We start from the raw sequence: 26,781 nt of genomic DNA on the forward strand, positions 1-26,781 counted from the left end.
TCCTCTGAGGTGACACATGAATATTGTCTGTGTAGCGGCCTGCACGGCAGGCATCGCGCATACCTATATCGCGCGCGAAAAACTGATTAAGGGCGCCCATGCACTGGGCCACACCATCCACGTCGAAACTCAGGGCACCATCGGCACCGAGACGGAACTGACGCGTGAAGCGATCGCCGCAGCCGATGTGGTGATCCTCGCCGTTGACGTCAAGATCAAAGGCGAAGAGCGCTTTCAGGGCAAGCCTATCGTGAGGGTCAAAACCGAAGTGGTGATCAAGTCACCGGTGAAATTCCTCGAAAAAGTGGCGGATTCACTGGCGCGAGCCTGAGGAGATCCATCATGAGTGACAACAAACGTCAGTACGGCCAGGAGATCAAAGGCCATCTGCTCACCGGTATCTCCTGGATGATCCCGCTGATCGTCGCTGCCGGGATCTGTATCGCCCTGGGCCAGGTGATCGGCGGGCCGGATGTCGGTAAGCAAACCGGCACCATCGCCTGGATGTTGAACCAGATCGGTGGCTGGGGGATGGGGCTGATCGTGCCGCTGATCAGCGCGGCTATCGCTTACTCGATTGCCGATCGTCCCGGTTTTGCCCCAGGTTTGATCGTCGGGTTTATTTGCGGCCAGATCGGCACCGGATTTATTGGTGGCATTCTCGGTGGCTTCCTCGTCGGTTATACCGTGCTGCTGCTGCGCCGCACCATCAAACTGCCGCAATCAATGCAGGGACTGATGCCGATCATGGTGCTGCCGCTGCTGAGTACCATCATCGCCGGGCTGCTGATGATGACCTTTATCGGCCAGCCGATTGTCTGGTTGCAGAAGGCGCTGATTCATCTGCTGGAATCGATGCAGGGTGGCTCGAAGTTTGTCATGGGGGCGATTCTCGGTGCGATGGCGACCTTCGACTTTGGCGGTCCGATCAATAAAACCATGTCGCTGTTTGCCGACGGCATGCTGGTGGATGGCATTTACGGTCCAGAGGCGGTGAAATTTGTCGGCTCCATCATCCCTCCCTTCGGCATCACCCTCTCCTTCCTGCTGACACGGCATAAGTACACCAAAGCGGAGAAAGAGGCGCTGAAAGCCGCTTTCCCGATGGGTATCTGCATGATTACCGAAGGGGTGATCCCGATTGCGGCCCGTGACCTGTTGCGTGTGGTTGCCAGCTGTGTTGTCGCCTCGGCGATTGCTGGCGGGCTGATTATGGTGTGGGGCGTGGAAGCGCCGGTGCCGCATGGCGGGATGTTTGTGGTGCCGCTGTTTACCAAACCCTGGCTGTTCTGTCTGGCGCTCGGCATTGGCACCGTGGTGTGTGGCGTGATGCTGTCGCTGATGAAGAAAACCGTGACCCAGGCGGATGAAGAGTTCGACGATGTGGAAGCCCCTGGCGTCCGCGATGAAGAGATCAAATTCACACTGGAATAAGGAGCCACCATGTTTGCCATGATGAATGACCTGATTCAGGCAGCAGCAAAACAACAATACGCGGTGCTGGCGATTAACTGCTTCAACCTGGAAACCACGCGGGCGGCGATTCAGGCCGCCGAACAACAGCGCGCACCGCTGATCCTCAATGTTTATCAGGGGCATAGCACGCATTTCCCACCTCCGCTTGCGGTGCCGCTGGTGCGGGCTTTGGCGGAAAGCGCCACGGTGCCGGTGGCGCTGGCACTTGACCACGGTAAAGCCTTCCCGCTGATTGGCCAGGCGTTTCGTGCCGGGTTTACCGGCCTGATGATCGATGCCTCATCTGAACCGCTGGCGGAGAACATTCGTCAGACCAGCCAGGTGGTGAAGATGGCACATACCGCTGGGGTGTGCGTCGAGGGTGAGCTGGGACATATCGCCGATGCCCCAACCTATGAACTGGCGGATGCCGCGGTGAAGATGACCCAGGTCGCCGACGTGCTGCCGTTCGTGGAGCAGACGCACATTGACCTGCTGGCGGTGTCGGTAGGTACGGCACATGGGCTATACCCGGCTGGCGTCAAACCGAAGATTGACTTCCAGCGTTTGCAGGAGTTGAACGCCGTGTCGCCCTTGCCACTGGCGTTGCATGGCGGATCGGGCACGCCGGCTGAGGATCTGCGCCGCGTCAGCCAGTTTGGCGTCGCCAAGATCAATGTTGGCGCAGCGGTATTTGATGCCGGTAAGAACGCCTTGCAACAGGCACTTAAACAACATCCCCACGCCGAGCTGGCAGATTTGCTCGGGCTGATGGAATCCGCCTGCCGCGAAGTGGTGGCCGAGTACCTGAGCTGGTCGGGGTCGGCCGGTAAGGTCTGATTACCGGGCACAGCATCGTAGCGGCGCGATTTATCGCGCAGGTTTACGGAAGACAGATTTCTTCCCAATTTTATTCATCATCGGGTCGGCGTTGCCGTCGGCCCTGACTAAACATCACCTTAAGGAAAACATAACATGTTGATTTCTATGAAAGAGATGTTGGCACCTACCCGTGAAAACCGTTTCGCCATTGGCGCATTTAATGTGGCGGATAGCTGCTTTATTCGCGCTGTGGTCGAGGAAGCTGAGGCGACTCAAACCCCGGCGATCATCTCCATCCATCCCAGCGAACTGGAATTCGTTACTGATGCATTTTTTGGCTACGTCCGTGAGCGCACGCTGAAAAGCACCGTCCCCTTCACCCTGCACCTTGACCACGGGGCTTCCATCGCTCAGGTGCTGCGCGCTATCCAGTGCGGCTTTACCTCAGTGATGATCGACGGCTCGCTGTTACCGTATGAAGAGAACGTGGCGCTGACCAAAGAGGTGGTGAAACTGGCGCATGCCGTGGGCGTTTCCGTTGAGGGCGAACTGGGCACCATTGGCGATACCGGCACCACGGTAGAAGGCGGCGTGAGTAAGGTGATCTACACCGAACCAGCCCAGGCCGAGGATTTTGTCCAGCGTACCGGTGTTGATACCCTGGCGGTCGCGATTGGCACCGCGCACGGCATCTATCCGAAGGATATGAAGCCGGAGTTGCAGATGCATATTCTGCGCGACATTTCACAGCGTCTGAGCATTCCGCTGGTGCTGCATGGCGGCTCCGCCAACCCGGATGCGGAAATTGCCGAAGCAGTGACGCTGGGCGTAGGCAAAATCAATATCTCCAGCGATATGAAGTTCGCCTACTTCCAGAAAGTACGCGAAATTCTGGCGCGCGAAACCTGGTGGGATCCGAATGTGATCTACCCGGATGCGATTGCGGCGGCAAAAGAGGTGATTCGCTACAAAATGAACCTGTTTGGTGGATTGGGTAAAGCCAGTTTGTATCGTTAATATTGTGTCCGTAGCTACCGTCTTGAACGTCAAGCGGTAGCTGCGTAATTTTCATCCCACTTCATCCGCGTTTTCAGCACCCCGAAGCACTGATGAACCAGCTTGCGCATCACCGCTCCAAGCGCGGCCTTGCTGGCTTTGCCCTTCGCGATTAGCCTCTGGTACAGCGCCTTCGCTGGGGCATTCCACCTGATCGCTACGATCGCCGCCATATACAGTTTCGCCCTTACGTCTGCCGGGCCTGTTTTTGACATCCGCGCACGCCCCCTGACTGAGCTCCCGGACGTTTTTTCCACCGGTACCACACCCAGCCACGCAGCGACCTGTGAAGCACTCCGGAACGGACACGAGCGCAGCACCGACAGCATTGTCGTGCCCACCACGCTGCCTATTCCTTTTATCGATTCCAGCAGCTCACGGTCTTCCTTCAGACCCGGATGATTATCTGTGTGGTCTGAGATGAGCGCTTCAATACGCTTCAGCTCGTCCCTGTGGGCTTTCAGGGTTCTCTCCAGCGAGTCAATGATTTCAGGCGCTGTGCGGGTTGAATGGGCTTTTTCCAGTCGGTTCTCCGCCCGCTGGACATCAGCCTGAAGTGAGTCCCGCAGACGCACCAGCTCCCGAAGTTTACGGACCTCCGGGGAGGGTGGCACCCAGGCATCAGGCTGTTTCAGCTCGCCATAACGGGCCAGGATGTAAGCATCAACGGAGTCGTTTTTAGTCAGGATAGCCATTCCACGGGCGAACTCCCTGACCCGCTGAGGATTGCTGATGCAGACCGTGACGGGGGTATTTTCATGAAGACTGAAGGCGACGTTTTCGTGATAAATGCCGGTCGCTTCGAGCACCACCATCACCTGTTCAGGATGGCATTTTTGCCTGATTAACCAGTCATTTATCTCCCGGCCGGCGTCGGGATGATTTTTGAGGGTTTTGGTTTTCTTTTTCCCGTTGCCGGGCAACAGGCAGAGGTCGAGTTTGTTTTTACTGACATCAATACCGAGATAAATCATAAGACAGCTCCCTTTCACATGAACCATCACGCCATCTTGCCTTGTACATACGAAGTCAGAGCTTCTGGTTACCGTTCAGAGTAGATGCTGGCGTGAAAGGAGAAACGGAGGGCTTTAAGCTACGGCACAAGATCGGGTCTTAAGCGGCGCGACAAGCTGCCTCCGTTTCGTGTAACGGGTAGCTAACCAGTTACAACTTCAAGATACAAGCGGCGCGATTTATCGCGCGGTTTTTGAAAAAACGCGCGATAAATTGCGCCGCTACGACCGGTTTTTATTTAATTACACCCAACCACTGCTCCGCGATACGCGCATAATCCCCGGTGGCGGTACTGAGATGCAGCCACTGATCAACGTACTGTTTCCAGCTCATATCATCACGCGGGATCATGTACGCCTTCTCGCCATACTGCATCGGTTGATCCGGGTTAAGTGCACAGAGCTGCGGATAGTGTTTCTGCTGGAACAAGGCTTCCGACGCATCAGTGATCATTACATCCGCTTTGTTATCCACCAGTTGCTGAAAAATGGTGACGTTATCGTGGAACAGCGTCAGCGAAGCGTTCGGCAGATGACTGTGCACAAAGGCTTCGTTAGTGCCGCCTGCCGGTTCAATCACTCGCACCTGCGGCTGGTTGATTTGTTCAATGGTTTGATACTTCGCTTTATCAGCGCAACGCACCAACGGGATTTTGCCATCCACCCCCAACGGTTGAGCGAACCAGGCAATTTGCTGGCGCTTCAGAGTGACTGACACGCCACCCAGCGCGATATCGCAATGCTGCGCGACAAAATCTTCGCTGAGGGTTTTCCATGTAGTGGGTACCCATTGCACTTTGGCACCGAGACTTTCCGCCAGCGACTGCGCCATGCTGATATCCAACCCTTCATACTGCCCGTCACTGCGCAAATAGCTATACGGTTTGTAATCCCCGGTGGTACAGACTTTGAGCGTTTTGCTTTCGCGTACCTGATCAAGGTGAGATTGCGCCTGAGCGACGCCGCTGACCAGAAGTAACGCACTGAATAACATGGTTTTCATTTTTCTTCTCTATTTTGTGTTTGCATTCCAATTGTTCCACACGCTGGCGCATTATTGCGTTAAAAGCAAAAGTCTTGTGATCTGACACGCATTTTTCTGCCTGGTCCGCGCGCGTAGAGTGAGCGTTAATTTCTCATAAGGAGCGCATGCAGCATGAGCAAAATTTTGATTATCGACGGTGGTAAAACCTTCGCCCATTCGAAAGGGGAACTGAACCATACGCTAACCGAGGTGGCAGCCAGCCTGCTGCGCGATTTGGGCCATGAGGTCGATATCACGGTGGCGGATAGCCACTACGTGGTGGCCGATGAAGTCCAAAAATATCTCGCCAGCGATGTGGTGATTTATCAAATGCCGGGCTGGTGGATGGGTGAACCCTGGACGGTGAAAAAATATATCGATGACGTGTTTACCGAAGGTCATGGCTCACTCTACGCCAGCGATGGTCGTAGCCGCTCAGATGACAGCAAAAAATACGGCTCCGGCGGTTTGATCCAGGGTAAAAAATATATGCTGTCGCTGACCTGGAATGCGCCACTGGAAGCCTTTACCGATCCTGAGCAGTTCTTCGAAGGGGTTGGCGTTGATGGTGTGTATCTGCATTTCCACAAGGCCAATCAGTTCCTCGGTATGACCGGGCTGCCGACCTTTATTTGTAATGACGTGATTAAACAACCAGATGTGCCACGCGACATCGCACGTTATCGGACTCATCTCAGCCAAATTTTTGCTTAACTGTAAACACCACAGGAAAAAGGACATCTCATGCTCACTGTCGTTGCAGAAATTTGTATCAAGCCAGGACGTCGTGCCACGGTACTGGAGGCGATTCATCGCCTGATCCCCACCGTGTTGCAGGAAGAGGGTTGCCACCAATATGACGCGCTGGTGGATCATCAGGCGCAGGTACCGTGGAAGCACAATTCACCCGATTCGATCTTTATGCTGGAGCAGTGGGATTCGCTGCGACATCTGGAGCAACATCAACAGATGCCGCACATGGATGCGCACCGCGCCACCATCAAAGATGATGTGGTGGATGTGAAGATTTTGGTGCTGGAAGCGGCAGAAAAATAACAGCACCGGGTGCTGATCATCTCCTTCTCCCGCTTGCGGGAGAAGGCCGGGATGAGGGAGTCAAACCGCACCAACCCCGCGCGATAAATCGCGCCGCTACAGTAAGCCTTTCTCTTCGATTTGTTCGCGCAAAAAATCCAGAAAACAGCTAATCCGTGAGGCCAGCGACTGATTGCGGTAGTACACCGCGTGAATCGGCAGCCGCAGTTCTCGCGTTTCCGCTTCCAACACCTGTACCAGCCTGCCACTGACGCGGTCGCCGCGACTGACAAAATCGGATAATCGCACGATGCCCTGACCGGCCAGCGCCAGTTGACGCAGGGTTTCACCGCTCGATGCCGACAGCGTGGGTTTGACGCGCAGAAATTCTCCTTCCTGCTGCCACACCGGCCAGACATTGTGCGCCTCCAACTGGCTGAACCCCAGCAGTTGATGATCGTGCAGACTGGCTACCGTCTCCGGCATGCCGTGTTTTGCCAGATAAGCCGGGCTGGCCAGCAGGCGGATCGCGCTGCTGCCCAGTACCCGCGCACGCAGCGAGGAATCACGTAATTCGCCGACACGAATCGCGATATCGGTTTGCTGCTCCAGCAGATCAATCACGATATCGTCGGTATTCAGTTCCAGCTGAATCTGCGGGAAACGCTGACGAAAGGCGTCCACCAGCGGCACAATCACATGCAACATAAAGGGAGCGGCCGCGTTGACGCGTAAACGCCCGGCGGGAACATCACGTCGTTGGGCGATTTGTTCCTCCGCCAGCTCAACGGAGGCGAGGATCTGGCGCGCATGTTCGAGGAAGATTTGCCCCTCTTCCGTTAACGCCAGACGACGTGTGGTACGATGCAGCAGCGTGGTTTCGAGCTTGCTCTCAAGACGACTCAGTGCCCGGCTGATACCGGAACTGGTCTGTTGCAGTTGCTCAGCGGCGCTGGTAATTGACCCGGTATCCACCACCGTAACCCAGGCGCGTAGTTCTTCCAGCGTGATCTTCACACGTTACTTCCTTTCAGCGTTGCCGATAAAAAAGGGCGCCGCAGCGCCCTGATTTCTTAAACTTCGATGTCGGCTAAATCGCCTTTTTCTTGCAGCCAGTTACGGCGGTCCTCGGAACGCTTCTTCGCCAGCAACATGTCCATCACGCGCAGCGTCTGCTCCACATCGTCATCGCTGACGGTGAGCTGTACCAGACGGCGGGTGTTAGGATCAAGCGTGGTTTCGCGCAGTTGCAGCGGGTTCATCTCACCCAGACCTTTAAAGCGCTGGACGTTTGGCTTGCCTTTCTTGCGCTTCAGCTGCTCCAGCACACCTTCTTTCTCGTCTTCATCCAATGCGTAATACACTTCTTTGCCGAGATCGATACGGTACAGCGGCGGCATCGCGACATAGACGTGGCCATTCTGGACCAGAGTGCGGAAATGCTTCACAAACAGCGCACACAGCAGGGTGGCGATGTGCAAACCATCGGAATCCGCATCCGCGAGGATACAGATCTTGCCGTAACGCAGTTGGCTGAGATCGTCGCTGTCAGGATCGATACCGATCGCCACCGAGATATCATGCACTTCCTGCGAGGCCAGCACTTCATCAGAAGACACTTCCCAGGTGTTCAGGATCTTACCTTTCAGCGGCATGATCGCCTGATATTCACGATCGCGCGCCTGCTTGGCCGATCCGCCTGCGGAGTCACCTTCGACCAGGAACAGTTCGGTTTTATTCAGATCCTGGGCGGTACAGTCTGCCAGCTTACCCGGCAGTGCCGGACCGCTGGTGAGTTTTTTACGCACCACTTTTTTCGCCGCACGCATACGACGCTGGGCGCTGGAGATCGCCAGCTCCGCCAGCTGTTCTGCGGCCTGCACGTTCTGGTTCAGCCACAGGCTGAAGGCATCTTTCACCACCGCCGACACAAAGGCCGCACACTGGCGCGAAGACAAACGTTCTTTGGTCTGCCCGGCGAATTGCGGGTCCTGCATTTTCACCGACAACACATAGGCACAGCGATCCCAGATATCTTCCGCTGAGAGTTTCACGCCGCGCGGCAGGATATTGCGAAATTCACAGAATTCACGCATCGCATCCAACAGCCCCTGACGCAGGCCGTTGACATGCGTACCGCCCTGCATGGTCGGGATCAGGTTGACGTAGCTTTCCGTCAGCAGCTCACCGCCTTCCGGCAGCCACAGCAGCGCCCAGTCAACCGCTTCCACATCACCGGCAAAGCTGCCGACAAAGGGTTTTTCCGGCAGCGTCGGCAGGCCGTTTACCGCCTCACACAGGTAGTCGGTCAGACCATCCTGATAGCACCAGCTCTGCTCGGTGTTGTTGACCTGATCTTTAAACACAATCTCCACGCCCGGGCAAAGCACTGCTTTGGCTTTCAGCAGATGGCTCAGGCGGGAAACGGAAAAGCGGGGGCTGTCGAAGAAACTTTCATCCGGCCAGAAGTGTACGCTGGTCCCGGTGTTGCGCTTCGCTACCGTACCGGTAACGTGCAAATCCTGTACTTTGTCGCCATTCTCAAACGCGATGTTGTAGATTTCGCCGTTGCGGCGCACCGTGACTTCAACACGTTTTGACAGGGCGTTAACCACCGAGATCCCCACGCCATGCAGGCCACCGGAGAACTGGTAGTTTTTGTTGGAGAATTTACCGCCCGCATGCAGACGGCAAAGGATCAGCTCAACCGCCGGCACCCCTTCTTCCGGGTGGATATCAACCGGCATACCACGGCCGTCATCAATGACTTCCAGTGACTGGTCAGCATGCAAAATCACTTCAACCCGTTTGGCGTGGCCAGCCAGCGCTTCATCGACGCTGTTATCGATCACTTCCTGGCCCAGATGGTTTGGGCGCGTGGTGTCGGTGTACATGCCAGGACGACGACGTACAGGTTCAAGGCCGGTCAGGACCTCAATGGCATCGGCATTATAACTTGATTGGCTCATCGTAACTGTCTGATTAGCAATATGAATATTGGCACACTACGCAGTTCTCAAGGGTGGTTTAGCCCAAGAAAATCAACAATCTGCGCAAAATGGCGTTCGAATCCGATAAAAGCATGATTGCCGCCCTCTTCGACCGTCTGACGGCACGCGCTGTAATAATCCAGCGCCTGACGGTAGTCGAGCACTTCATCGCCGGTCTGTTGCAGCAGCCAGATTAGATCGGGCGCTTCCAGAGGGTCAATCTGCATTACTTTCAGATCGTAAATGTGGCGTGACTCTAACACATATTGCTGACCGGTGTAGGGATTCCGGTTCTCACCGAGATAATCCACCAGCAGTTCAAAGGGCCGAACGGCGGGATTGACCACCACCGCTGGCAGCATAAAACATTGTGATAACCAAGTGGCGAGATAACCGCCAAGCGAAGATCCGACCAGACCCAGCGTCTCACCCGAGTGCTGTAAAACCATATCTTCGAGCATCAGGGCGGCATCTGCCGGGAACGGTGGCAGTTGCGGCACAATCACCTCAACCGCCGGATGGTGTTGCTGCATCCAATGCTGTAGCTGCGTGGCTTTTGCTGAGAGCGGTGAACTGTTGAATCCGTGCAGATAAATCAGTGCCGCCATCGTTTAGTAGCCCTCAGAGTCAAGATCAGGCCGGAATTCCTCACTTTGCAAACGGTTCACTTCGGTGTGCAAAGTGCCATCCGACTTGAGCGTAAACCAACGCCAGCCTGGCGCCACGGTATCTATGGTGAAGTTAGTACAATGCGGTTTGAACTGCACGCAGGTGGAAGGTGTCGCCAGCACCCGGCGGCCATGCCAGTCGAGATCCAGCTCCTGATGAATGTGACCACACACCAGATTCCGCGCGCGCGGAAAGTTCTGTAGCACCGCTTCCAGTTGGTGAGGATTGCGCAGGCTGTGTTGATCCAACCAGGTACATCCTGAGGCCAATGGATGGTGGTGCAACAACACCAACGTATGCCGTTCCGGGAATTTTGCCAGCGTTTTTTCCAGCCATTCCAGCTGATATTCGCTCAACATGCCATGCGGCACCCCAAACACCTGACTATCCAGCAGCACCAGTTGCCAGTGATCCCCCAGCAGCACATGTTTGTCTGCTGCAATCCCTGCATCGGCCAGCGTGTTGACCATCGCAGGTTGGAAATCGTGGTTGCCCGGCAACCAGACGCAGGGTTTAGGCAGGCGCGCAATGCCCGCCACGAAATGCTGATAAGCTTCGACCGAATGGTCCTGAGCAAGATCACCCGTGGCGATAATCAGGTCGTAATCGCGTTGCTGGGCCTCTATGGCATCCAGCACCGCATCAAAACTTGACCAGGTGTTCACCCCAAGCAGCGATTGGTGTTTTCCCGCGAAAAGATGGGTATCCGTGATTTGTAAAATCCTGATATCGGCCCCACTCGCCGCAGAAAGAGTTAGCAGGCTATCCAAAGCGTTTCCTTAATCTCCACGCCATTGCGCGCATTATACGCTATCAGCAAACGGGCAGTGCCACAGCACCGTGCGCCAGACAATAGCGTAACCAATCCGCAAGGAACTGGTTTATCTGATGTTTTTCATCGCGCTGATGCAGTTTTTTATTAGGGTAATCATAGCGCGCTTTAAAACGATAGATCTGCTGAGTGGAACACACTTCAGCGACCATCGCATCATGGTAGAGCCGTACCGACATCGACGGCAGACTCCAGTAACTCACCGCCGGTGCGACCTGGCGGATTTCCACCAACGTAGTGTAACGGGTGGATTCCTCGATGGTCAGCTGATAACTGGCGCCATTCACCTGATAGGTCACCGAAGCACCTGCCTCATCGCTTTTTGGCAGCAGGCGGCGTAACTGGGCGAAATTGGTTTCGCACAGGCGCATCATTTCGGGAAAGTCAGGGGTATAGCGCTGTCTCATTTTGGCTTCCACTCTTCTCTTAGTTTTTCATGGTGCAACGCCAGCCATTGCAAGGCGATGACAGACGCTGCGTTATCGATAATCCCCTCTTCCACCCAGCGATAAGCCTGTTCGCGGCTCACCACATGGACAAGAATATCCTCATTCTCTTCCTCCAGCCCGTGATTTCCCTCTGCCTGGCTGGCATCCACTTCTCCCACCAGGATCGACAGGCGTTCCGAAGTGCCGCCCGGACTGGCAAGGTAACTCACTATCGGTTTGGTGCGCCCAACCTTGAGGCCCGCTTCTTCAACGGCTTCGCGACGCGCCACCTGCTCCGTGGTTTCACCCGGTTCAATGATGCCGGCCACCATCTCCAGCAGCCAGGGCGTTGCACTGGAGTCAAGCGCCGGGATGCGGATCTGTTCGATCAGCACAACTTCATCACGCAGGGGATCATAGGGTAGCAGTACGGCAGCATGGCCGCGCTCAAAAACTTCGCGTTGCACTTCACCACTCATTTCGCCATTAAAAAGACGGTGACGGAAACGATAGCGAACAATGGAAAAAAAACCGTCGTAAAGTGTTTCGCGTGCAATAATTTCTACATCGTTTTTTGTGAAAGTCACAGGGGATTTTTTTTTATCCGCCATCTTCTGGCTCCTTATGCAGATTGGGATGGAGCGAAGAAAAGCCAACCCTTGTGCTCCGTCCGAGTGGTTCTTTCTGAATTATTTACGTAAATTAGAGGAAGAAGGCACGTTCAGCCAACTTATCTGTCGCGCCGTCTCTGCTAGAATCGGCGATTATTTTTTGGCTTACCTGCAGCGCTACCAGTGCAATTTGCTGCAACAAAAGGAATGCAAATGAAAAAACTGCTCCCACTTTTTATTGGACTGAGCCTGGGCGGTTTCAGCCTTGCCAGCCAGGCAGAGAACCTGCTGCAGGTTTATCAGCAGGCGCGTTTAAGTAACCCGACACTGCGTTCTGCTGCCGCCGATCGCGATGCAGCTTTTGAGAAAATTAATGAAGCGCGCAGCCCGTTACTGCCGCAATTAGGCCTGGGTGCAGATTATACCTATAACAATGGTTTCCGCGACAGCAGCGGCCTTCATTCCAACACGACCAGCGCATCACTGCAATTAACGCAAACGATTTTCGATATGTCGAAATGGCGTGCTCTGACGTTGCAGGAAAAAACTGCCGGTATTCAGGATGTCACTTATCAGATCGCCCAACAGGATCTGATTCTGAACACCGCTACCGCCTACTTTAATGTACTGAACGCCATTGATACCCTTTCTTATACCGAAGCGCAGAAACAGTCGATTTATCGTGAACTGGATCAGACAACACAACGCTTTAATGTCGGTCTGGTTGCTATCACCGACGTGCAGAACGCCCGCGCGCAGTACGACAGCGTTCTGGCGAGCGAAGTGACCGCCCGTAACACCCTCGATAACGCTGTCGAAGCGTTGCGCCAGATCACCGGCATGGATTACCTGTCGCTGGCGGAGCTGAATATTGACCGCTTCAAAACAAAACGTCCGGATGCCGTTAGTTCGCTGTTAAAAGAGGCTGAAAGCCGCAACCTCAGCCTGTTGTCTGCACGCCTGAGTCAGGATCTGGCGCGTGAGCAAATCCGCTCTGCGGAAACCGGCCATATGCCGACACTGGATCTGACTGCCTCGACCGGTATGTCGAACAGTAAATACGGCGGTAGCCGTGCGAATCAAAGCTCCAGCACTTCTGATTCCATCACCGGTTCTAATCAGGTGGGTCTGAGCTTCTCCCTGCCGCTGTATAGCGGTGGTTCGGTGACTTCGCAGGTGAAACAGGCGCAGTACAGTTTTGTCAGCGCCAGCGAGCAGTTGGAAAGCGCCCATCGCAGCGCCATTCAGACCGTGCGTTCCTCCTTTAACAACGTGAACGCCTCGATCAGTAGCATCGATGCCTACAAACAGGCTGTCGTGTCTTCACAAAGTTCTCTGGATGCGATGGAAGCCGGTTATCAGGTGGGTACACGTACCATTGTTGATGTGTTAGATGCCACCACGACGCTGTATAACGCGAAGCAGCAGTTAGCGGATGCGCGTTATAACTACATGATCAATCAGCTCAATATTAAATATGCGCTGGGCACGCTCAACGAGCAGGATCTGCAACTGCTGAACGGCCAGCTTGGTAAAGAGACATCCACCTCGCCGGAAACGGTAGCGCCGGAAAACTCGCAGCAGGCAGCCAGCGTAGATAATGGTCCTAAAGCGTCTTCTGCATCTGCCGCCGCTAAAGCGCGTCCGGCAGCGGCACGTAGCACCAGCAATCCTTTCAGTAACTAAGCCATTCCGGGGCCGCAAGCGGCCCCTTTCTCATTCAAACGTATAGCTACGTAAAGATCCCCTTACTGCCCGGCCTGTCGCTTCAATTTCCACCACTCATCCCCTATCCTAAGCGTCACCTTTGGGCACAGGATGAAAACAAATGAAACGGACTAAAAACATTAGACATGCCGCTTTTCGCAAAAGCTGGCAGGCGCGCCATTTGACGCCCGTTGCACTCGCGGTAACCGCAGTGTTTATGCTGGCTGGCTGCGAACAGAGCGATGAAACAGTTTCGCTGTACCAGAATGCGGATGATTGCAGCAAGGCTAATCCGAGCCAGAGCGCGCAATGTACCACTGCCTACAACAACGCATTGAAAGAAGCGGAACGCACCGCGCCAAAATATGCGACGCGTGAAGATTGTGTGGCGGAGTTTGGTGAAAACCAATGTCAGCAAACCCCGGCGCAGGCAGGCACCAATGCCGAAGCCCAACAAAGTGGCAGCTTCTGGATGCCGCTGATGGCAGGTTATATGATGGGTCGTATGATGGGTGGTGGTGCCGGATTTGCGCAGCAGCCGTTGTTCTCGCCCAAAACCCCCAATAGCCCGGCTAACGGCCAGTTTGTTGATGCGTCTGGCAAAAACTACGGTTCCGCCACCTCTGGCCGCACCATGACCGTGCCGAAAACCGCCCTGGCCCCCAAACCCGCGACGACCTCGACCATCACCCGTGGCGGCTTTGGTGAAACCGTAGCGAAGCAAAATACCATGCAGCGTAGCAGTGCCACCGGTACCAGCTCTCGCTCGCTGGGAGGCTAAGCCGCACCATGCAACGTATTGCCATTACCGAACGCCCGGACTGGCGCGCAAAAGCCACCGAGTATGGTTTTCAGTTTCATACCATGCACGGCGAGCCATACTGGTGTGAAGAAGCGTATTACCAGTTCACGCTGGCGCAAGTTGAGCAACTGGAAGACACCACCGCCGAACTGCATCAAATGTGCCTGCAAGTGGTAGAAAAAGTGGTGAACAGCGAAGCGCTGCTCACCCGCTTCTGCATTCCTAAACACACCTGGGATTTTGTGCGTGATTCGTGGAAATTACGCCAGCCGTCGCTTTATTCACGTCTCGATCTTGCCTGGGATGGCAAAGGTGATGCCAAGCTGTTGGAAAATAATGCCGACACGCCAACCTCGCTGTATGAAGCCGCTTTTTTCCAATGGATCTGGCTGGAAGATCAGCTCAATGCAGGCAACCTGCCGCAAGGTAGCGATCAGTTTAATAGCCTGCAAGAGAAGTTGATTGAGCGCTTTGCCGCGCTGCATCAACAGCATGGTTTTAACTGGCTGCACTTTGCCTGCTGTCGTGATACCGAAGAGGATCGCGCCACCGTGCAATATTTGCAGGATTGTGCGACCGAAGCCGGGCTGCCGAGTGAATTCCTCTACATCGACGAGATTGGCCTGGGTGAAAAGGGGCAGTTTACTGACGTCAATGATCAGGTGATCAGCAACCTGTTCAAGCTGTACCCGTGGGAATTTATGCTGCGCGAGATGTTCTCCACCAAACTGGCAGATGCTGGTGTGCGCTGGCTGGAACCGGCATGGAAGAGCATCATTTCCAACAAAGCGTTGCTGCCTTTGCTGTGGGAGATGTTCCCCAACCATCCTAATTTGTTGCCTGCCTATTTCGCCGATGCCGCCAATGTGCCGCAGATGGATAAATATGTGGTGAAACCGCTGTTTTCACGCGAAGGGGCCAATATCCGTATCATCGAGCACGGACAGGAAATCGCGCGAGCTGATGGGCCTTACGGTGAAGAGGGTATGATTGTGCAGCAGTTCCACCCGCTACCGAAATTTGGTGATAGCTACACGTTGATTGGTAGCTGGTTGATTGACGATCAACCCGCCGGGATCGGTATCCGCGAGGATCGCGCGCTGATCACCCAGGATCTGTCACGCTTCTATCCGCATACCTTTATTGAGTAACTTCATCGCGGCGCCATGTCTCGCGCCGCGATGCAACACGACTTTTATCCCACTTGCACCGACAACATGCTGATGGCACCCATCTCCATTCCTTCCACCGGAATAGAAACGCCTTCATCTTCGTGACGTGCGCCCAGCACATACAACAGCGGCAGATAATGATCCGGTGTTGGGTTCGATAGTTTCGCGCCTTCGTGTTGCAGGTAATTAACCAGCGGATGTGACGTAATTTCACCCTGATAATTCAGGTTATCCAGCACATATTGGTTGAAACTTTCCGCCCACGGGTAGGCTTCGGTAGCGCCTTCCCAACGCAACATACGCAGGTTATGTACCACGTTACCGCTGGCAACAATCATCACGCCACTCTCGCGCAATGCGGCCAACTTGCGGCCCAACTCAAAATGCCAGGCGGGAGGTTTAGTCCCATCGACACTCAGCTGTACCACCGGGATATCCGCCTCCGGGTACATTTTTGCCAGCACCCCCCAGGACCCGTGATCAAATCCCCATTCCTGATCGAGATGCACCATCACCGGTGACAGCAGCTCCGCGACTTCCTGTGCCAGTTCTGGTGACCCGGGGGCCGGGTAGCGCACATCAAACAGCGCCTGCGGAAAGCCACCGAAATCGTGGATGGTGCGTGGATTGCTCATCGCCGTCACCGCAGTGCCGCGGGTGTACCAATGCGCCGAAACCGCCAGGATGGCGCGTGGGCGCGGTAAAGTCGCCCCCAGTTTCTGCCAGGCTTGGGTATAGCGGTTATCTTCCAGTACGTTCATCGGGCTGCCGTGACCAAGAAACAGGGCTGGCATGCGGGTGTTGCTCATGATTAATCCTCTGACAAAAGTGCCGATTTATTAATCATTACGATACGCTGATTTACGTCAGGATTAACGCTGATAACCATGATGATCTTTATCAGAGAATTTGAATGAAAAAAAAGGCCGGATCATCGATCCAGCCTTTTTCTCAGTCCACGCAGCTTAGCTGGCGTGACGTGTTTCATGCTGACGGCGATACGCCACCAGATCTTCAATCGTCACCACAGGCATATCATGCTGTTTAGCGAACACAATCGCTTCCGGCGCATGCGCCATGCTGCCGTCATCATTGGTCAGTTCGCACAGTACGCCGGCAGGTTTGAAACCCGCCAGGGTGACCAGATCGATGGTCGCTTCAGTGTGACCACCGCGTGCCAGCACGCCGCCTTCACGGGCGCGCAGCGGGAAAACATGGCCAGGACGGTTCAGGTCACTCGGTTTCGCATTATCAGCGATAGCAGTACGGATGGTGGTGATACGGTCTTTGGCGGAAACACCGGTCGTCACACCCTGTGCTGCTTCGATGGTCACGGTAAAACCGGTGCCGAATGAGCTGGTGTTGTTGTCCACCATCATCGGAAGGTCGAGTTGCTGACGGCGTTCTTCGGTGAGGCAGAGGCACACAATCCCGCTGCCGTGGCGAATCGTCAGCGCCATCTGCTCAACGGTCATGGTTTCAGCGGCAAAGATCATGTCGCCTTCATTTTCACGATTTTCATCGTCCAGTACCATCACACCGCGACCATTACGCAGTGACTCGATAGCACGTTCTACACGCTGTTCCGGCGTGCCAAATTCAGAAAGTAGCGTCTGATTCATGGTAAAAAACCTTTATTTAAAAAATATGAGTTACCAGAATCAGGGCGAGCTTAGGAGTGCGTTTAAAACACATGGCAATAACGTGACACGGGCATAGCCCGTTTGATGTCGTTACCCTCTCCCATCCGGACTTTAACCGTCGGCCCCGGAATTACACCGGATCTGCTGACCTTTCACTTTGCAGCGAAAGCGCTCGCGGGCTTTCAGCCGAAGCTGATTTACCGCCGGTGGGGAATTTCGCCCCGCCCTGAGAATAAGCGAAGTCACTATAACGCCAATCACCTGGTCGGGCAATCAACAAAAGCGCAAATGCTTTTGCATTTCCTGCGGTGCAGATTTCAGGTTTAACCTTTTCGTTTCTGGCATTACACTTAATGCTTATTAAGACCGAATACGCGCTGTCATCGGCCCCCGTAACCAGGAAATTATCATGATCGACACGAAAAAAATTGAACAACTGGCCCGCCAGGTGCATGAAGCCATGCCGAAAGGCATTCGCGAATTTGGCGACGATGTCGAAAAGAAAATTCGTCAGGTTTTGCAGGCACAATTAACCCGTATGGACCTGGTTAACCGTGAAGAGTTTGATGTGCAGACGCAGGTGTTGCTACGCACCCGTGAGAAACTGGCCGCGCTGGAACAGCGTCTGGCCCAACTGGAAAGCCGCAGCACGCCACCAGCCGCCGATGTGGTTAAGCCAGAAGAAACAAAATGATCAATTAAAAAAACTGTAGCGGCGCGATTTATCGCGCGTCTTTGACTTTAACGTAGTCAACAATACGCGCGATAAATCGCGCCGCTACGTGACATCTGGCGGCTTAATGGCTGCGAATAGTTTTGATGATATTGGTGGTGGAGATACCATCTTCAAAGTTGAGCACCCGCACGTCGCCGCCGTTGGCCCACACTTCTTTGCTACCCGCGATATCTTCTGGCTTGTAGTCGCCACCTTTCACCAGCAGGTCTGGCAACACTTCAGCGATCAGACGCTGCGGCGTGTCTTCTTCAAATGAGACGACCCAATCTACCGCTTCCAGTGCGCCCAGGACGATCATACGGTTTTCCAAGGGGTTAACCGGACGCGTTTCGCCTTTCAAACGTTTGGTCGAAGCATCGCTGTTGACGGCCACAATCAGACGATCGCCCAGCTTGCGGGCATTGGCCAGATAAGATACGTGCCCGGCATGCAGAATGTCGAACACGCCGTTGGTCATCACCACTTTCTCACCACGCTGACGCGCCTGTGCCACCGCCGCTTTTAACTGCGCTTCGTTCATCACACCAAAGCCGCTATCCGGGCGGGCGTGAATGGCGTTTTCCAGCTCGACAGTGCTCACGGTTGAAGTACCCAATTTACCCACCACGACACCGGCCGCCGCGTTCGCAAGGAAACAGGCATCTTCGAGGCTTTCACCCGCCGCCAGAACCGCCGCCAGCACGCCAATTACCGTATCACCGGCACCGGTCACGTCGTACACTTCCTGTGCCTGAGTGGGCAGATGCAGCGGTGCTTTACCCGGCTGCAACAAGGTCATACCGTTTTCAGAACGGGTCACCAGCAACGCGGAAAGATCGTAATCCGCCACCAGCTGCATACCACGGCTGACGATCTCTTCTTCGCTTTTGCACTTACCCACCACCGCTTCAAACTCTGACAGGTTCGGCGTCAGCAGCGTCGCCCCGCGATAGCGAGCGAAATCGGTGCCTTTCGGGTCGATCAATACCGGCACTTTAGCTTCCCGCGCCAGTTGGATCATGGTCTGAACGCTGTTCAACGCCCCTTTGGCATAGTCAGACAGTACCAGCGCGCCCGCCTGTGCCAGTGACTGGCGCAGACGTTGATGGATCGGCTCAGGATCAACCTGTTCAAATCCCTCTTCAAAATCGAGACGGATCAACTGCTGATTACGCGACAGGACGCGCAGTTTGGTGATGGTTGGATGGCTTTTAACCGCCACAAAATCGCAGTCCACTTTCACCTGCTGCAACGTGTTACTCAGCACACGCGCCGCATCATCTTCACCGGTCAGGCCGATCAGGCGTGAAGCCGCCCCCAGCGCTGCAATGTTCATCGCAACGTTGGCCGCGCCGCCAGGACGCTCCTCCACGGTATCCACTTTCACCACCGGTACCGGTGCTTCAGGCGAGATACGGCTGGTGGGGCCATACCAGTAGCGGTCTAACATCACATCACCGACAACCAGCACAGCGGCCTGGTTAAATGCGGGCAGTGTTACTTTCATTCCAGAGACTCCAGACTGCGATAAAAATAGTGCGCGGATAATAGCACAGATGGCTTAGTGTTCCGCGCTGTCAGATTCAGCCCCAGCTAACCAGCGCTGCCAGCTGGCGTTGACCGTCGTGCGCTCTGCCGCGAAGGCTTCCGGCTCCACATGGCCGGGTAACTCCTGCAACGCCAGATGATGCAATGCATCACGCAGCGTGACATAGGCATGCGTCAGCGCACGCGCTTCCTCTTCCGGCATAATGTCGTGCTGCGCCATCAGCTCAAAGATACGCACATTATCTGACCAACGGGTCAGCGCTGGCTGCCGGGCGGCGTAGCCTAAGACAAGATATTGCGCGATGAATTCAATATCGGTGATACCACCTTCATCGGTTTTAATTTCCCAGCGCCCTTTATGTTTGTTGCTGAGATGCGCGCGCATTTTTTCACGCATTTCACGTACGTCTTTCTGTAGAGTATCGGCATCACGCGGCAAGCAAAGAATGCCGCGCCGGATCTGATTAAATTGCTCGCACAACGCCGGTTCGCCAAACACAATACGTGCCCGCACCAGAGCCTGATGCTCCCAGGTCCAGGCTTCATTACGTTGATAATCATCGAAAGCAGCGAATGTGCTGACCAACATCCCGGCCGCGCCTGATGGACGCAGGCGTGCATCTACTTCATATAAAATGCCTGAAGAGGTCCGGGTGCTAAACAGATGCATCACACGTTGCGCCAGACGCAGATAAAACTGGCGGCCATCAATCGATCGTTCTCCATCGGTGACCGCATCGTCCGGGCAATCATGCAGGAAAACCAGATCGAGGTCTGAGCTATAACCCAGTTCCCAACCGCCCAGCTTGCCATAACCGACAACCGCAAAACCGCGCTCGTTGTCGTTACTCAGATGCGACGGGCGGCCATAGCGCTGCACCATCATGTTCCACGCTTGTTGTACCACTGATTCGATGATCGCTTCGGCCAGCCAGGTTAAGTGATCACTCACTTTCATAACCGGTAGCGTTTCGGCGATGTCGGCTGCGGCGATACGCAGATGCTGCGCCTGCTTAAACTGACGCAATGCTTCCAGTTGCTGCTCTTCATCGTCGGTGGGAATACGCATCAGATACTGACGCAACTCATCGCGATAGGCATCCGTCGCGGTGGGTTGATACAACGTTGCCGGATCGAGCAGTTCATCCAGCAGTAACGGATAGCGCGCTAACTGGCTGGCAAGCATGGGCGAAGCGGCACACAAGCGAATCAAATGACGCAACGCACCATGATATTCCGTCAGCAGTTCGAGATAGGTACTGCGCGTCAGCACGCCGAGCAGCAGCGGTGTCAGGCGATTGAGGAGCACCGCCGCATCATTGCGCGGACACACCTCGCTGAGCAGACGCGGCATCAGTTGATCAAGCGCCTGACGACCGCGCGGCCCAATGGTACGGCGGCCCACATCCAGGCGAAAGGCGTTTAACGCCTCAAACAGCGCATGTCGCTGTGTTTCATCCAACTGCGGTACCAGCACAGCCAGCTCACTTTCTTCCAGCGAGTCCTGCCATAACACCGCGAATTCTGCCAGTTCACGCTGATCATCAATATCGGGTGTATCATCACCAATCAGTTCATCGAAGATGGCGCGGACACCGGCCATATGCCGTTCAAGCTGGTTAATGAGCGCTGTCCAATCCGCCATCCCCATGCCCCAGGCCAGACGCTGCCGATCCAGTGCATTTTCCGGCAGGGTTTGAGTCTGTTCATCATTCAGGCTTTGCAACAGGTTTTCCAGGCGGCGTAAAAACAAATAGGCCTCACGCAAATGCCCCACCTGCTGTGCCGTCAGTAAACCCAGCTCACCAATGGCTGACAGCGTTGGCAGCAAGGAGCGCAGCTGAAGTGAACGCTCACGCCCACCACGAATCAGTTGGAATACCTGAACAATAAATTCGGTTTCACGGATACCACCCGCACCCAATTTAATATTGTCTTTCAGGCCACGACGGCGCACTTCGCGCGCGATCATTCCCTTCATGTTGCGCAGCGACTGGATGACGCTGAAATCAATATAGCGGCGATAGACAAAAGGCCGCAGCATCTGCTGCAACTCCTGGCTCCAGCGCCCCTGGTCATCGCCCATCAAACGCGCTTTAACCATGGCATAGCGTTCCCAGTCACGTCCCTGTTCCTGATAGTAATCCTCCAGCGCCGCAAAACTCAGCACCAGTGGACCGCTGTCACCAAACGGACGCAGGCGCATATCCACACGATAGACAAAACCATCCACCGTGGGTTGATCGAGTACTTTGATCAGACGCTGGCCCATACGGGTAAAGAACTGGGCATTATCGAGTTCACGCCGGCCACCGCGCGTCACGCCATTTTCTGGCCAGGCGAAAATCAGGTCGATATCTGAGGAAAAGTTGAGTTCGTTACCGCCCAGTTTGCCCATGCCGAGAATCAACATCGGCTGTGCTTCGCCAGCGGCATTGCAGGGGGTGCCGAAGTCGCGGCAGCAATCCTGCCATACCCAGTCGCGTGCGGCCGCAATCAGGGTTTCGGCCAGTACGCTCAGTTGTTGCAGGCTCTCACTGGTGCTGGCCTGTTGCAGGCACTGCATCCAGGCAATTCGCACCAGCATGTGACGGCGAAACAGGCGTAGCTCGCGCATCAGGTCGCTTTCGTTATCAATGCCCGCCAGCGTGTCATTAAGCCACGCGACGTAGTGTTGCCACTCTTCAGGCTGAGGAGGTTGTTGTTGCAACTGCTGCCACCACTTAGGGTGCTGTTGCAGGTTGTCGACAATAAAGTCACTGAATGCGAGCGCGCCTGCCTGTTCAGGGGTCAGTGCGTCTGGCGACAGACCTAATTTGTCTGCCGCACTGTTCAGTTGCGCCTGCATCAGCGCGGATAACGGTAACAACATCTCCCCTCCCTGAATTTGTTTTGCGTCGCGTTAACGCGATGCGCCGCTATTGAGCCAGAATGGCACCTGTTTAACCGCCTGATTCACTAAGGTATTCAAACCACGTTCCTGCTGGATATGGATAGCGTGCTGCAATGTCTGCCAGGATGACATCCAGTTGTTCACCTCTTCTGCCGGATAGGCCCCTGCCAGCAGATGGACCGCCAGCAACTGACGATTAAGGCGAGTGGCTTTATCCTGAAACTCATTAAACAACTGCACATCAACAAACGTTTCTTTCAGGTCGGCGGCGATGCGGCTCAGCATAATGTCGCTGAAGCGCTTGAAGGAACCCTGCAATTTGCTTTTGTTCTTATCATCCAACCAGTTTTGCCACTGTGATTCGACCAGCCAGTGAGTAAGCGCTAACTGAGCCTCTACAGAGGCAAGAGAAAAACAGAGTTCCTGAGCTTCCTGGTCGTCATTCGTCAGCACCTCTTCGATGCGCGTCAATTTCTGACGCAAATCGCTGCTGGCCTTGCGCGGTACCAGCGCGCCGAACAGTGAAAATGTCTGACGCAGCGCGTCCAGCGCTTCCAGAACTGACGTTTTTGCTGCCGGGTTACCTCGCAACCAGACCTCTTCATGGTATTGCCAGTGATTCAGCCCCGCAGACAAGGCGTTGATCATCCCCTGCTCCACCGTCGCTTTTGCCGGTATCTTCAACAGAGGAAAGGTCCGCAATGGACGGGGTGGATTACCTTGTGCCAATTGATAGCCACGGGCGGCTTTACTCAGGCTGCCAAGACGTAATCTCCCCATATCAATCAGCTTTGCAGCGAAACTCAGGAGGTCCGCACGGCTACCTTGTTTCAGCTCCAGCTCCACTTCATACAGCGGTTCACTGAATTCACCGGCAGCAACCTCACCACGGTCAAACGCCACTTCTATTTCACTGTCAGCAAATTGCACCAGCCACATCTCACGCTGGAAATGGGTGCTGAATAACGGTTCCAGCCGCTGCTGTAGTGCAGCGACATCGGTGCCTTGCGGCCAGATTTCGGCTGGCAGCAGCGCGATGTCCAGGTCTGGCGCATCAAGATCCACGTTATATTCCGGGCGCTGGTGCAAACCACCCACGGTTTTACCGGACGCTTTAAGCGTCATTTCATAGCGTTGATCAACGCCACGAATGCGCAGTCCCATATCCCAGCGACGCAACTGATTGTCATCGGTTTCAAAATAGATGTTGGTCAGTTCGCGTGCCGCCACATGTTGATGAGGCATTGCCGCCAGGTTGGTGGTAAGTTTTTCGGCCGCTTCTGGCGTGGCAATGAACTTTAATTCGATTTCGATGGTCATAATTTTTTTGAATACGCTGCTGGCACGTTAAGAAGTTAATCTGGCGAAGAGTAATGCACTGAATGCGCGCTGTCTTGGGTTTCTTTTGCTTTTACGACCCTTTTCGCACCAGATTGAGACCAGGATAGTTCTCATTCAGATTTATGGGAAGCCTCTCCAGACTGTGCCAGTGTTTTTACGCCTTTACCAAACTTTGATATCGAATGAAAAAAATTACTTTTGCCGCTCTTTCTTTGCTGGCTTTCAGCGCCATCTCGACAGCCCATGCTGCCGAAAAGCGTTATATCTCCGATGAATTATCCACCTGGGTACGCAGCGGGCCTGGCGATCAATATCGTCTGGTTGGCAAGCTGAATGCCGGGGAGGAAGTGCAGTTGCTGCAAACCAACACTGACTCCCAGTATGGTCAAATCCAGGACTCACAGGGTCGTACTACCTGGATTCCGCTGTCACAGCTGAGTACCGACCCCAGCCTGCGTACCCGTGTGCCACAGTTGGAACAGCAGGTGAAAGATCTCACCGATAAGCTGCAAAACATCGACAACAGCTGGAACCAGCGTACGTCGGAAATGCAAAATAAAGTGGCCAACAGCGACAGCACCATCAACGATCTGAAAGAGGAAAATCAGAAGTTGAAAAACGAGTTGATCGTCGCGCAGAAAAAAGTCAGTGCCGCCAATGTCCAGTTAGATGACAAGCAGCGCACCATCATCATGCAATGGTTTATGTATGGCGGTGGCGTGTTGGGTGTCGGTTTGCTGCTGGGTCTGGTACTGCCGCATATGGTGCCGCGTCGCAAAAAGAACAATCGCTGGATGAACTAAGCACCTTTTTGTTCTTTTTCTTAAGGGGATCGTAAGATGCCCCTTTTGGCATGTCCGAATTTTGGCCAAACTATGTAACAATTAAAGTCAGATGCGTGGATGGCACGCAAAGGCAGTTGACCTCTGGAGTAGTTGAGTGAAGACGTTTCTGGTCGGTGGCGCGGTGCGCGATGCGCTGTTGCGTTTACCGGTAAAAGATAAAGATTGGGTGGTGGTCGGCACTACGCCTGATGCGATGCTGGCGCAGGGCTATCAGCAAGTTGGCCGGGAATTTCCGGTTTTTTTGCATCCGCAAAGCCGTGAAGAGTATGCGCTGGCACGGACTGAACGTAAAAGCGGCAATGGCTACACCGGCTTTGTGACCTGGTTCGCCCCTGACGTCACGCTGGAGCAGGATCTGCAACGGCGCGATCTCACCATCAATGCCATCGCTCAGGCAGACAACGGCGAGTTGATCGACCCTTACGGTGGTCAACACGATCTGGCCAATCGAACCCTGCGTCATGTCTCTGCGGCTTTTAATGAAGATCCTCTGCGCGTATTACGTGTGGCGCGCTTTGCTGCCCGTTTCGCTCACCTCAACTTTCGCATTGCCGAAGAAACTCAGGCGCTGATGCGCGATATGACCGCCAGTGGCGAACTGGCACACCTCACGCCAGAGCGCGTCTGGAAGGAAACGGAAAAAGCGCTGCTGACACGTAATCCGCAGGTTTATTTCCAGGTGCTGCGCGACTGCGGTGCCTTGCAGGTGCTGTTCCCGGAACTGGATAACTTGTTTGGTATTCCCGCGCCCGTCAAATGGCATCCGGAGATTGATACCGGCATCCATTCGCTGATGACGTTAACCCTTGCCACGGCGCTCTCGGATGAGTTGGATGTCCGTTTTGCCACGCTATTTCACGACGCTGGCAAAGCGGTTACGCCGCGCGAAAAGTGGCCGAGCCATCACGGTCACGGCCTGGCGGGCGTACCAATTGTGGCTGCGCTGTGCGAGCGCTTACGCGTCCCCAATGCGATTCGCGATTTGGCGCTGATCGTCGCCGAATTTCACGATATGGTGCACACCATTGAGCGGCAGTCGGCCGAGATGTTGGTGGCGTTATTCGATCGCGTCGACGCCTGGCGTAAGCCACAGCGTGTGGAGCAACTGGCGCTGACCAGTGAAGCTGATGCCCGTGGTCGTGCCGGTCTGGAGAGCAACGCTTATCCGCAGGGAGATTATCTGCGCAAGGCTTTTGCCCTGGCACAGGCCGTACCAACCAAAGCGGTGATTGAGGCTGGATTCAAAGGGGCAGAAGTACGGGAAGAATTAACCCGTCGGCGCAGAGTCGCGGTGCAGGAAGGATTGATCGACACGCGGCCAGCCTGAGCTGGCCGCGCAAGGTCTTACATAAACAGCATGTAAACCACGCCCGCAATAATAAAGCGGTAGATGGCGAATGAGACAAACGAGATACGTTTAATCAGTTCCAGGAAGGCTTTGATCGCAATCAGCGCCACCACGAAAGCGGTCACAAAGCCGACGGCGAACATCGGCAGATCCTGCATCGTCAGAAAACTCATACTCTTGTAGAGATCCAGCGCCGTTGCCCCCATCATCATCGGCACCGCCAGAATGAACGAGAACTCCGATGCCGCATAGCGGCTCACACCCATCAGCATACCGCCTGAGATGGTTGCACCAGAACGTGAGAAACCAGGCCACAGCGCCAGACACTGGAAGCAACCAATCATAAATGCCTGGCGGTAGGTGATATCGTCAATCCCGACTGCTTTCGGCTGCTTAGGTTTGAGCATTTCCGCCGCCAACAGCAGCACGCCTCCAACCACCAGCGCATACATCACGTTGATCGGGTTAAACAGGGTTTTGATTTGATCGTGCAACACCAGACCAACCACCACCGCCGGGACCATACCCAGCAGGATATGGATCAGGGTCAGATGACCTTTACCCGTACCTTCATGTTTGACTTCACCAAAGTGAATACCGATTAAGCCAAAGAGCCGACGCCAGAACATCACCACGACAGCAAGAATGGAACCGAGCTGAATCACCACTTCAAAGGTTTCGGCGGTTTCACCCTCAAAGCCTAACAGGTGGCCAACAATAATCATGTGGCCAGTGGATGAGACCGGTAAGAACTCGGTCAGACCTTCCACTATCCCCAGGATTGCAGCTACCCAAAGCTGATGAATATCTGCCATCAACATTTTCCTCTATC

Annotated in this window: 26 protein-coding genes and 1 riboswitch; of the genes, 12 read left to right on the forward strand and 14 right to left on the reverse strand. The window is 54.6% G+C overall.

Annotation, left to right across the window (positions count from 1 at the left end; all coding sequences use genetic code 11):
- The first annotated feature begins 16 nt into the window (after nt 1-16).
- The 4 genes from AC6I8T_RS17740 (at nt 17) to AC6I8T_RS17755 (ending at nt 3,294) form a co-directional block, all read left to right on the forward strand.
- Nucleotides 17-331 carry a PTS fructose transporter subunit IIB gene (locus tag AC6I8T_RS17740; protein ID WP_013510517.1) on the forward strand — a complete coding sequence of 105 codons (315 nt, stop codon included), beginning with the start codon at nt 17-19 and terminating at the stop codon, nt 329-331.
- An 11-nt stretch (nt 332-342) separates the two neighbouring features.
- Nucleotides 343-1,434 (forward strand): PTS fructose transporter subunit IIC, encoded by a 1,092-nt coding sequence (locus AC6I8T_RS17745; protein WP_021183444.1) that lies wholly within the window; start codon nt 343-345, stop codon nt 1,432-1,434.
- Nucleotides 1,435-1,443: 9 nt separating this feature from the next.
- Nucleotides 1,444-2,295: a class II fructose-bisphosphate aldolase gene (locus AC6I8T_RS17750; RefSeq protein WP_208723595.1), complete on the forward strand. Its 852-nt coding sequence runs from the start codon at nt 1,444-1,446 to the stop codon at nt 2,293-2,295.
- Between the two features lie 135 nt (nt 2,296-2,430).
- Nucleotides 2,431-3,294 (forward strand): ketose-bisphosphate aldolase, encoded by an 864-nt coding sequence (locus AC6I8T_RS17755; RefSeq protein WP_021183446.1) that lies wholly within the window; start codon nt 2,431-2,433, stop codon nt 3,292-3,294.
- Between the two features lie 29 nt (nt 3,295-3,323).
- On the opposite strand, the gene AC6I8T_RS17760 is transcribed toward AC6I8T_RS17755, so the two are convergent.
- The gene (locus tag AC6I8T_RS17760) at nt 3,324-4,307 is read right to left on the reverse strand and encodes an IS110 family RNA-guided transposase (RefSeq protein WP_497833612.1); all 984 of its coding nucleotides are present in this window, start codon (nt 4,305-4,307) and stop codon (nt 3,324-3,326) included.
- A gap of 274 nt (nt 4,308-4,581) precedes the next feature.
- Nucleotides 4,582-5,349, reverse strand: coding sequence for a transporter substrate-binding domain-containing protein (locus tag AC6I8T_RS17765; protein WP_021183447.1), 768 nt, complete (start codon nt 5,347-5,349; stop codon nt 4,582-4,584).
- A 153-nt stretch (nt 5,350-5,502) separates the two neighbouring features.
- Here AC6I8T_RS17765 and AC6I8T_RS17770 point away from each other — a divergent pair, with 153 nt between their 5' ends.
- Together AC6I8T_RS17770 and AC6I8T_RS17775 are read left to right on the forward strand one after the other, a co-directional pair.
- Nucleotides 5,503-6,084 carry an NAD(P)H-dependent oxidoreductase gene (locus tag AC6I8T_RS17770; protein WP_021183448.1) on the forward strand — a complete coding sequence of 194 codons (582 nt, stop codon included), beginning with the start codon at nt 5,503-5,505 and terminating at the stop codon, nt 6,082-6,084.
- A gap of 30 nt (nt 6,085-6,114) precedes the next feature.
- Nucleotides 6,115-6,426, forward strand: a complete 312-nt coding sequence (locus AC6I8T_RS17775; RefSeq protein WP_208723594.1) for a putative quinol monooxygenase — start codon at nt 6,115-6,117, stop codon at nt 6,424-6,426.
- 96 nt (nt 6,427-6,522) lie between these two features.
- Here the strand turns inward: AC6I8T_RS17775 and AC6I8T_RS17780 are convergent, their stop codons facing one another.
- Genes AC6I8T_RS17780 through nudF form a run of 6 tightly spaced genes read right to left on the reverse strand, consistent with a single transcriptional unit; the run spans nt 6,523 to nt 11,935 of the window.
- Complete coding sequence (locus AC6I8T_RS17780; RefSeq protein ID WP_021183450.1) at nt 6,523-7,422, reverse strand: LysR substrate-binding domain-containing protein; 900 nt, start codon at nt 7,420-7,422, stop codon at nt 6,523-6,525.
- 56 nt (nt 7,423-7,478) lie between these two features.
- Nucleotides 7,479-9,374, reverse strand: coding sequence for a DNA topoisomerase IV subunit B (gene parE / locus AC6I8T_RS17785; protein WP_021183451.1), 1,896 nt, complete (start codon nt 9,372-9,374; stop codon nt 7,479-7,481).
- Nucleotides 9,375-9,421: 47 nt separating this feature from the next.
- Nucleotides 9,422-10,003 (reverse strand): esterase YqiA, encoded by a 582-nt coding sequence (yqiA, locus tag AC6I8T_RS17790; RefSeq protein ID WP_208723592.1) that lies wholly within the window; start codon nt 10,001-10,003, stop codon nt 9,422-9,424.
- Between the two features lie 3 nt (nt 10,004-10,006).
- Nucleotides 10,007-10,834 carry a 3',5'-cyclic-AMP phosphodiesterase gene (cpdA, locus tag AC6I8T_RS17795; protein WP_208723591.1) on the reverse strand — a complete coding sequence of 276 codons (828 nt, stop codon included), beginning with the start codon at nt 10,832-10,834 and terminating at the stop codon, nt 10,007-10,009.
- Between the two features lie 43 nt (nt 10,835-10,877).
- A complete protein-coding gene (locus AC6I8T_RS17800; RefSeq protein ID WP_013510528.1) occupies nt 10,878-11,303 on the reverse strand; it encodes a DUF1249 family protein in 426 nt (141 codons plus the stop codon).
- Entirely contained in the window at nt 11,300-11,935 is a 636-nt protein-coding gene (gene nudF / locus AC6I8T_RS17805; protein ID WP_021183454.1) for an ADP-ribose diphosphatase, read from the reverse strand. Before nudF ends, AC6I8T_RS17800 begins: the two co-directional genes overlap by 4 nt.
- 213 nt (nt 11,936-12,148) lie before the next feature.
- On the opposite strand from nudF, the gene tolC reads away from it, so the two are divergent.
- The 3 genes from tolC (at nt 12,149) to AC6I8T_RS17820 (ending at nt 15,595) form a co-directional block, all read left to right on the forward strand.
- Nucleotides 12,149-13,621 (forward strand): outer membrane channel protein TolC, encoded by a 1,473-nt coding sequence (gene tolC / locus AC6I8T_RS17810; protein WP_021183455.1) that lies wholly within the window; start codon nt 12,149-12,151, stop codon nt 13,619-13,621.
- Between the two features lie 142 nt (nt 13,622-13,763).
- Nucleotides 13,764-14,423, forward strand: coding sequence for a DUF1190 family protein (locus AC6I8T_RS17815; protein WP_021183456.1), 660 nt, complete (start codon nt 13,764-13,766; stop codon nt 14,421-14,423).
- 8 nt (nt 14,424-14,431) lie between these two features.
- Nucleotides 14,432-15,595 carry a glutathionylspermidine synthase family protein gene (locus AC6I8T_RS17820; RefSeq protein WP_021183457.1) on the forward strand — a complete coding sequence of 388 codons (1,164 nt, stop codon included), beginning with the start codon at nt 14,432-14,434 and terminating at the stop codon, nt 15,593-15,595.
- Between the two features lie 44 nt (nt 15,596-15,639).
- Here AC6I8T_RS17820 and ygiD read toward each other — a convergent pair whose 3' ends face one another.
- On the reverse strand, nt 15,640-16,425 hold the full coding sequence (gene ygiD / locus AC6I8T_RS17825) for a 4,5-DOPA-extradiol-dioxygenase (protein ID WP_208723590.1): 786 nt from the start codon (nt 16,423-16,425) through the stop codon (nt 15,640-15,642).
- 156 nt (nt 16,426-16,581) lie between these two features.
- A complete protein-coding gene (gene ribB / locus AC6I8T_RS17830) occupies nt 16,582-17,238 on the reverse strand; it encodes a 3,4-dihydroxy-2-butanone-4-phosphate synthase (protein ID WP_021183459.1) in 657 nt (218 codons plus the stop codon).
- A gap of 109 nt (nt 17,239-17,347) precedes the next feature.
- A riboswitch (FMN riboswitch) is annotated at nt 17,348-17,497 on the reverse strand.
- A 171-nt stretch (nt 17,498-17,668) separates the two neighbouring features.
- Between ribB and ubiK the strand changes: the two genes are divergently transcribed.
- Nucleotides 17,669-17,953, forward strand: coding sequence for a ubiquinone biosynthesis accessory factor UbiK (gene ubiK, locus AC6I8T_RS17835; protein WP_208723589.1), 285 nt, complete (start codon nt 17,669-17,671; stop codon nt 17,951-17,953).
- 103 nt (nt 17,954-18,056) lie between these two features.
- Here ubiK and hldE read toward each other — a convergent pair whose 3' ends face one another.
- The 3 genes from hldE to AC6I8T_RS17850 are packed head-to-tail and all read right to left on the reverse strand — an operon-like array spanning nt 18,057 to nt 23,735.
- The gene (gene hldE, locus AC6I8T_RS17840; protein ID WP_021183461.1) at nt 18,057-19,481 is read right to left on the reverse strand and encodes a bifunctional D-glycero-beta-D-manno-heptose-7-phosphate kinase/D-glycero-beta-D-manno-heptose 1-phosphate adenylyltransferase HldE; all 1,425 of its coding nucleotides are present in this window, start codon (nt 19,479-19,481) and stop codon (nt 18,057-18,059) included.
- Between the two features lie 54 nt (nt 19,482-19,535).
- Nucleotides 19,536-22,394 carry a bifunctional [glutamate--ammonia ligase]-adenylyl-L-tyrosine phosphorylase/[glutamate--ammonia-ligase] adenylyltransferase gene (gene glnE, locus AC6I8T_RS17845; RefSeq protein WP_497834193.1) on the reverse strand — a complete coding sequence of 953 codons (2,859 nt, stop codon included), beginning with the start codon at nt 22,392-22,394 and terminating at the stop codon, nt 19,536-19,538.
- A gap of 30 nt (nt 22,395-22,424) precedes the next feature.
- Nucleotides 22,425-23,735, reverse strand: coding sequence for a CYTH domain-containing protein (locus AC6I8T_RS17850; protein ID WP_497834194.1), 1,311 nt, complete (start codon nt 23,733-23,735; stop codon nt 22,425-22,427).
- A gap of 203 nt (nt 23,736-23,938) precedes the next feature.
- Between AC6I8T_RS17850 and AC6I8T_RS17855 the strand changes: the two genes are divergently transcribed.
- Both AC6I8T_RS17855 and AC6I8T_RS17860 read left to right on the forward strand, forming a co-directional pair.
- Entirely contained in the window at nt 23,939-24,559 is a 621-nt protein-coding gene (locus AC6I8T_RS17855; RefSeq protein WP_208723586.1) for a TIGR04211 family SH3 domain-containing protein, read from the forward strand.
- A gap of 136 nt (nt 24,560-24,695) precedes the next feature.
- Nucleotides 24,696-25,928, forward strand: a complete 1,233-nt coding sequence (locus AC6I8T_RS17860; RefSeq protein WP_497834195.1) for a multifunctional CCA addition/repair protein — start codon at nt 24,696-24,698, stop codon at nt 25,926-25,928.
- A gap of 17 nt (nt 25,929-25,945) precedes the next feature.
- On the opposite strand, the gene bacA is transcribed toward AC6I8T_RS17860, so the two are convergent.
- Nucleotides 25,946-26,764, reverse strand: a complete 819-nt coding sequence (gene bacA, locus AC6I8T_RS17865; protein WP_497834196.1) for an undecaprenyl-diphosphate phosphatase — start codon at nt 26,762-26,764, stop codon at nt 25,946-25,948.
- Nucleotides 26,765-26,781: the final 17 nt, after the last annotated feature.

This window comes from Pantoea sp. X-Soil-OKNW-556 (genome assembly GCF_059730695.1).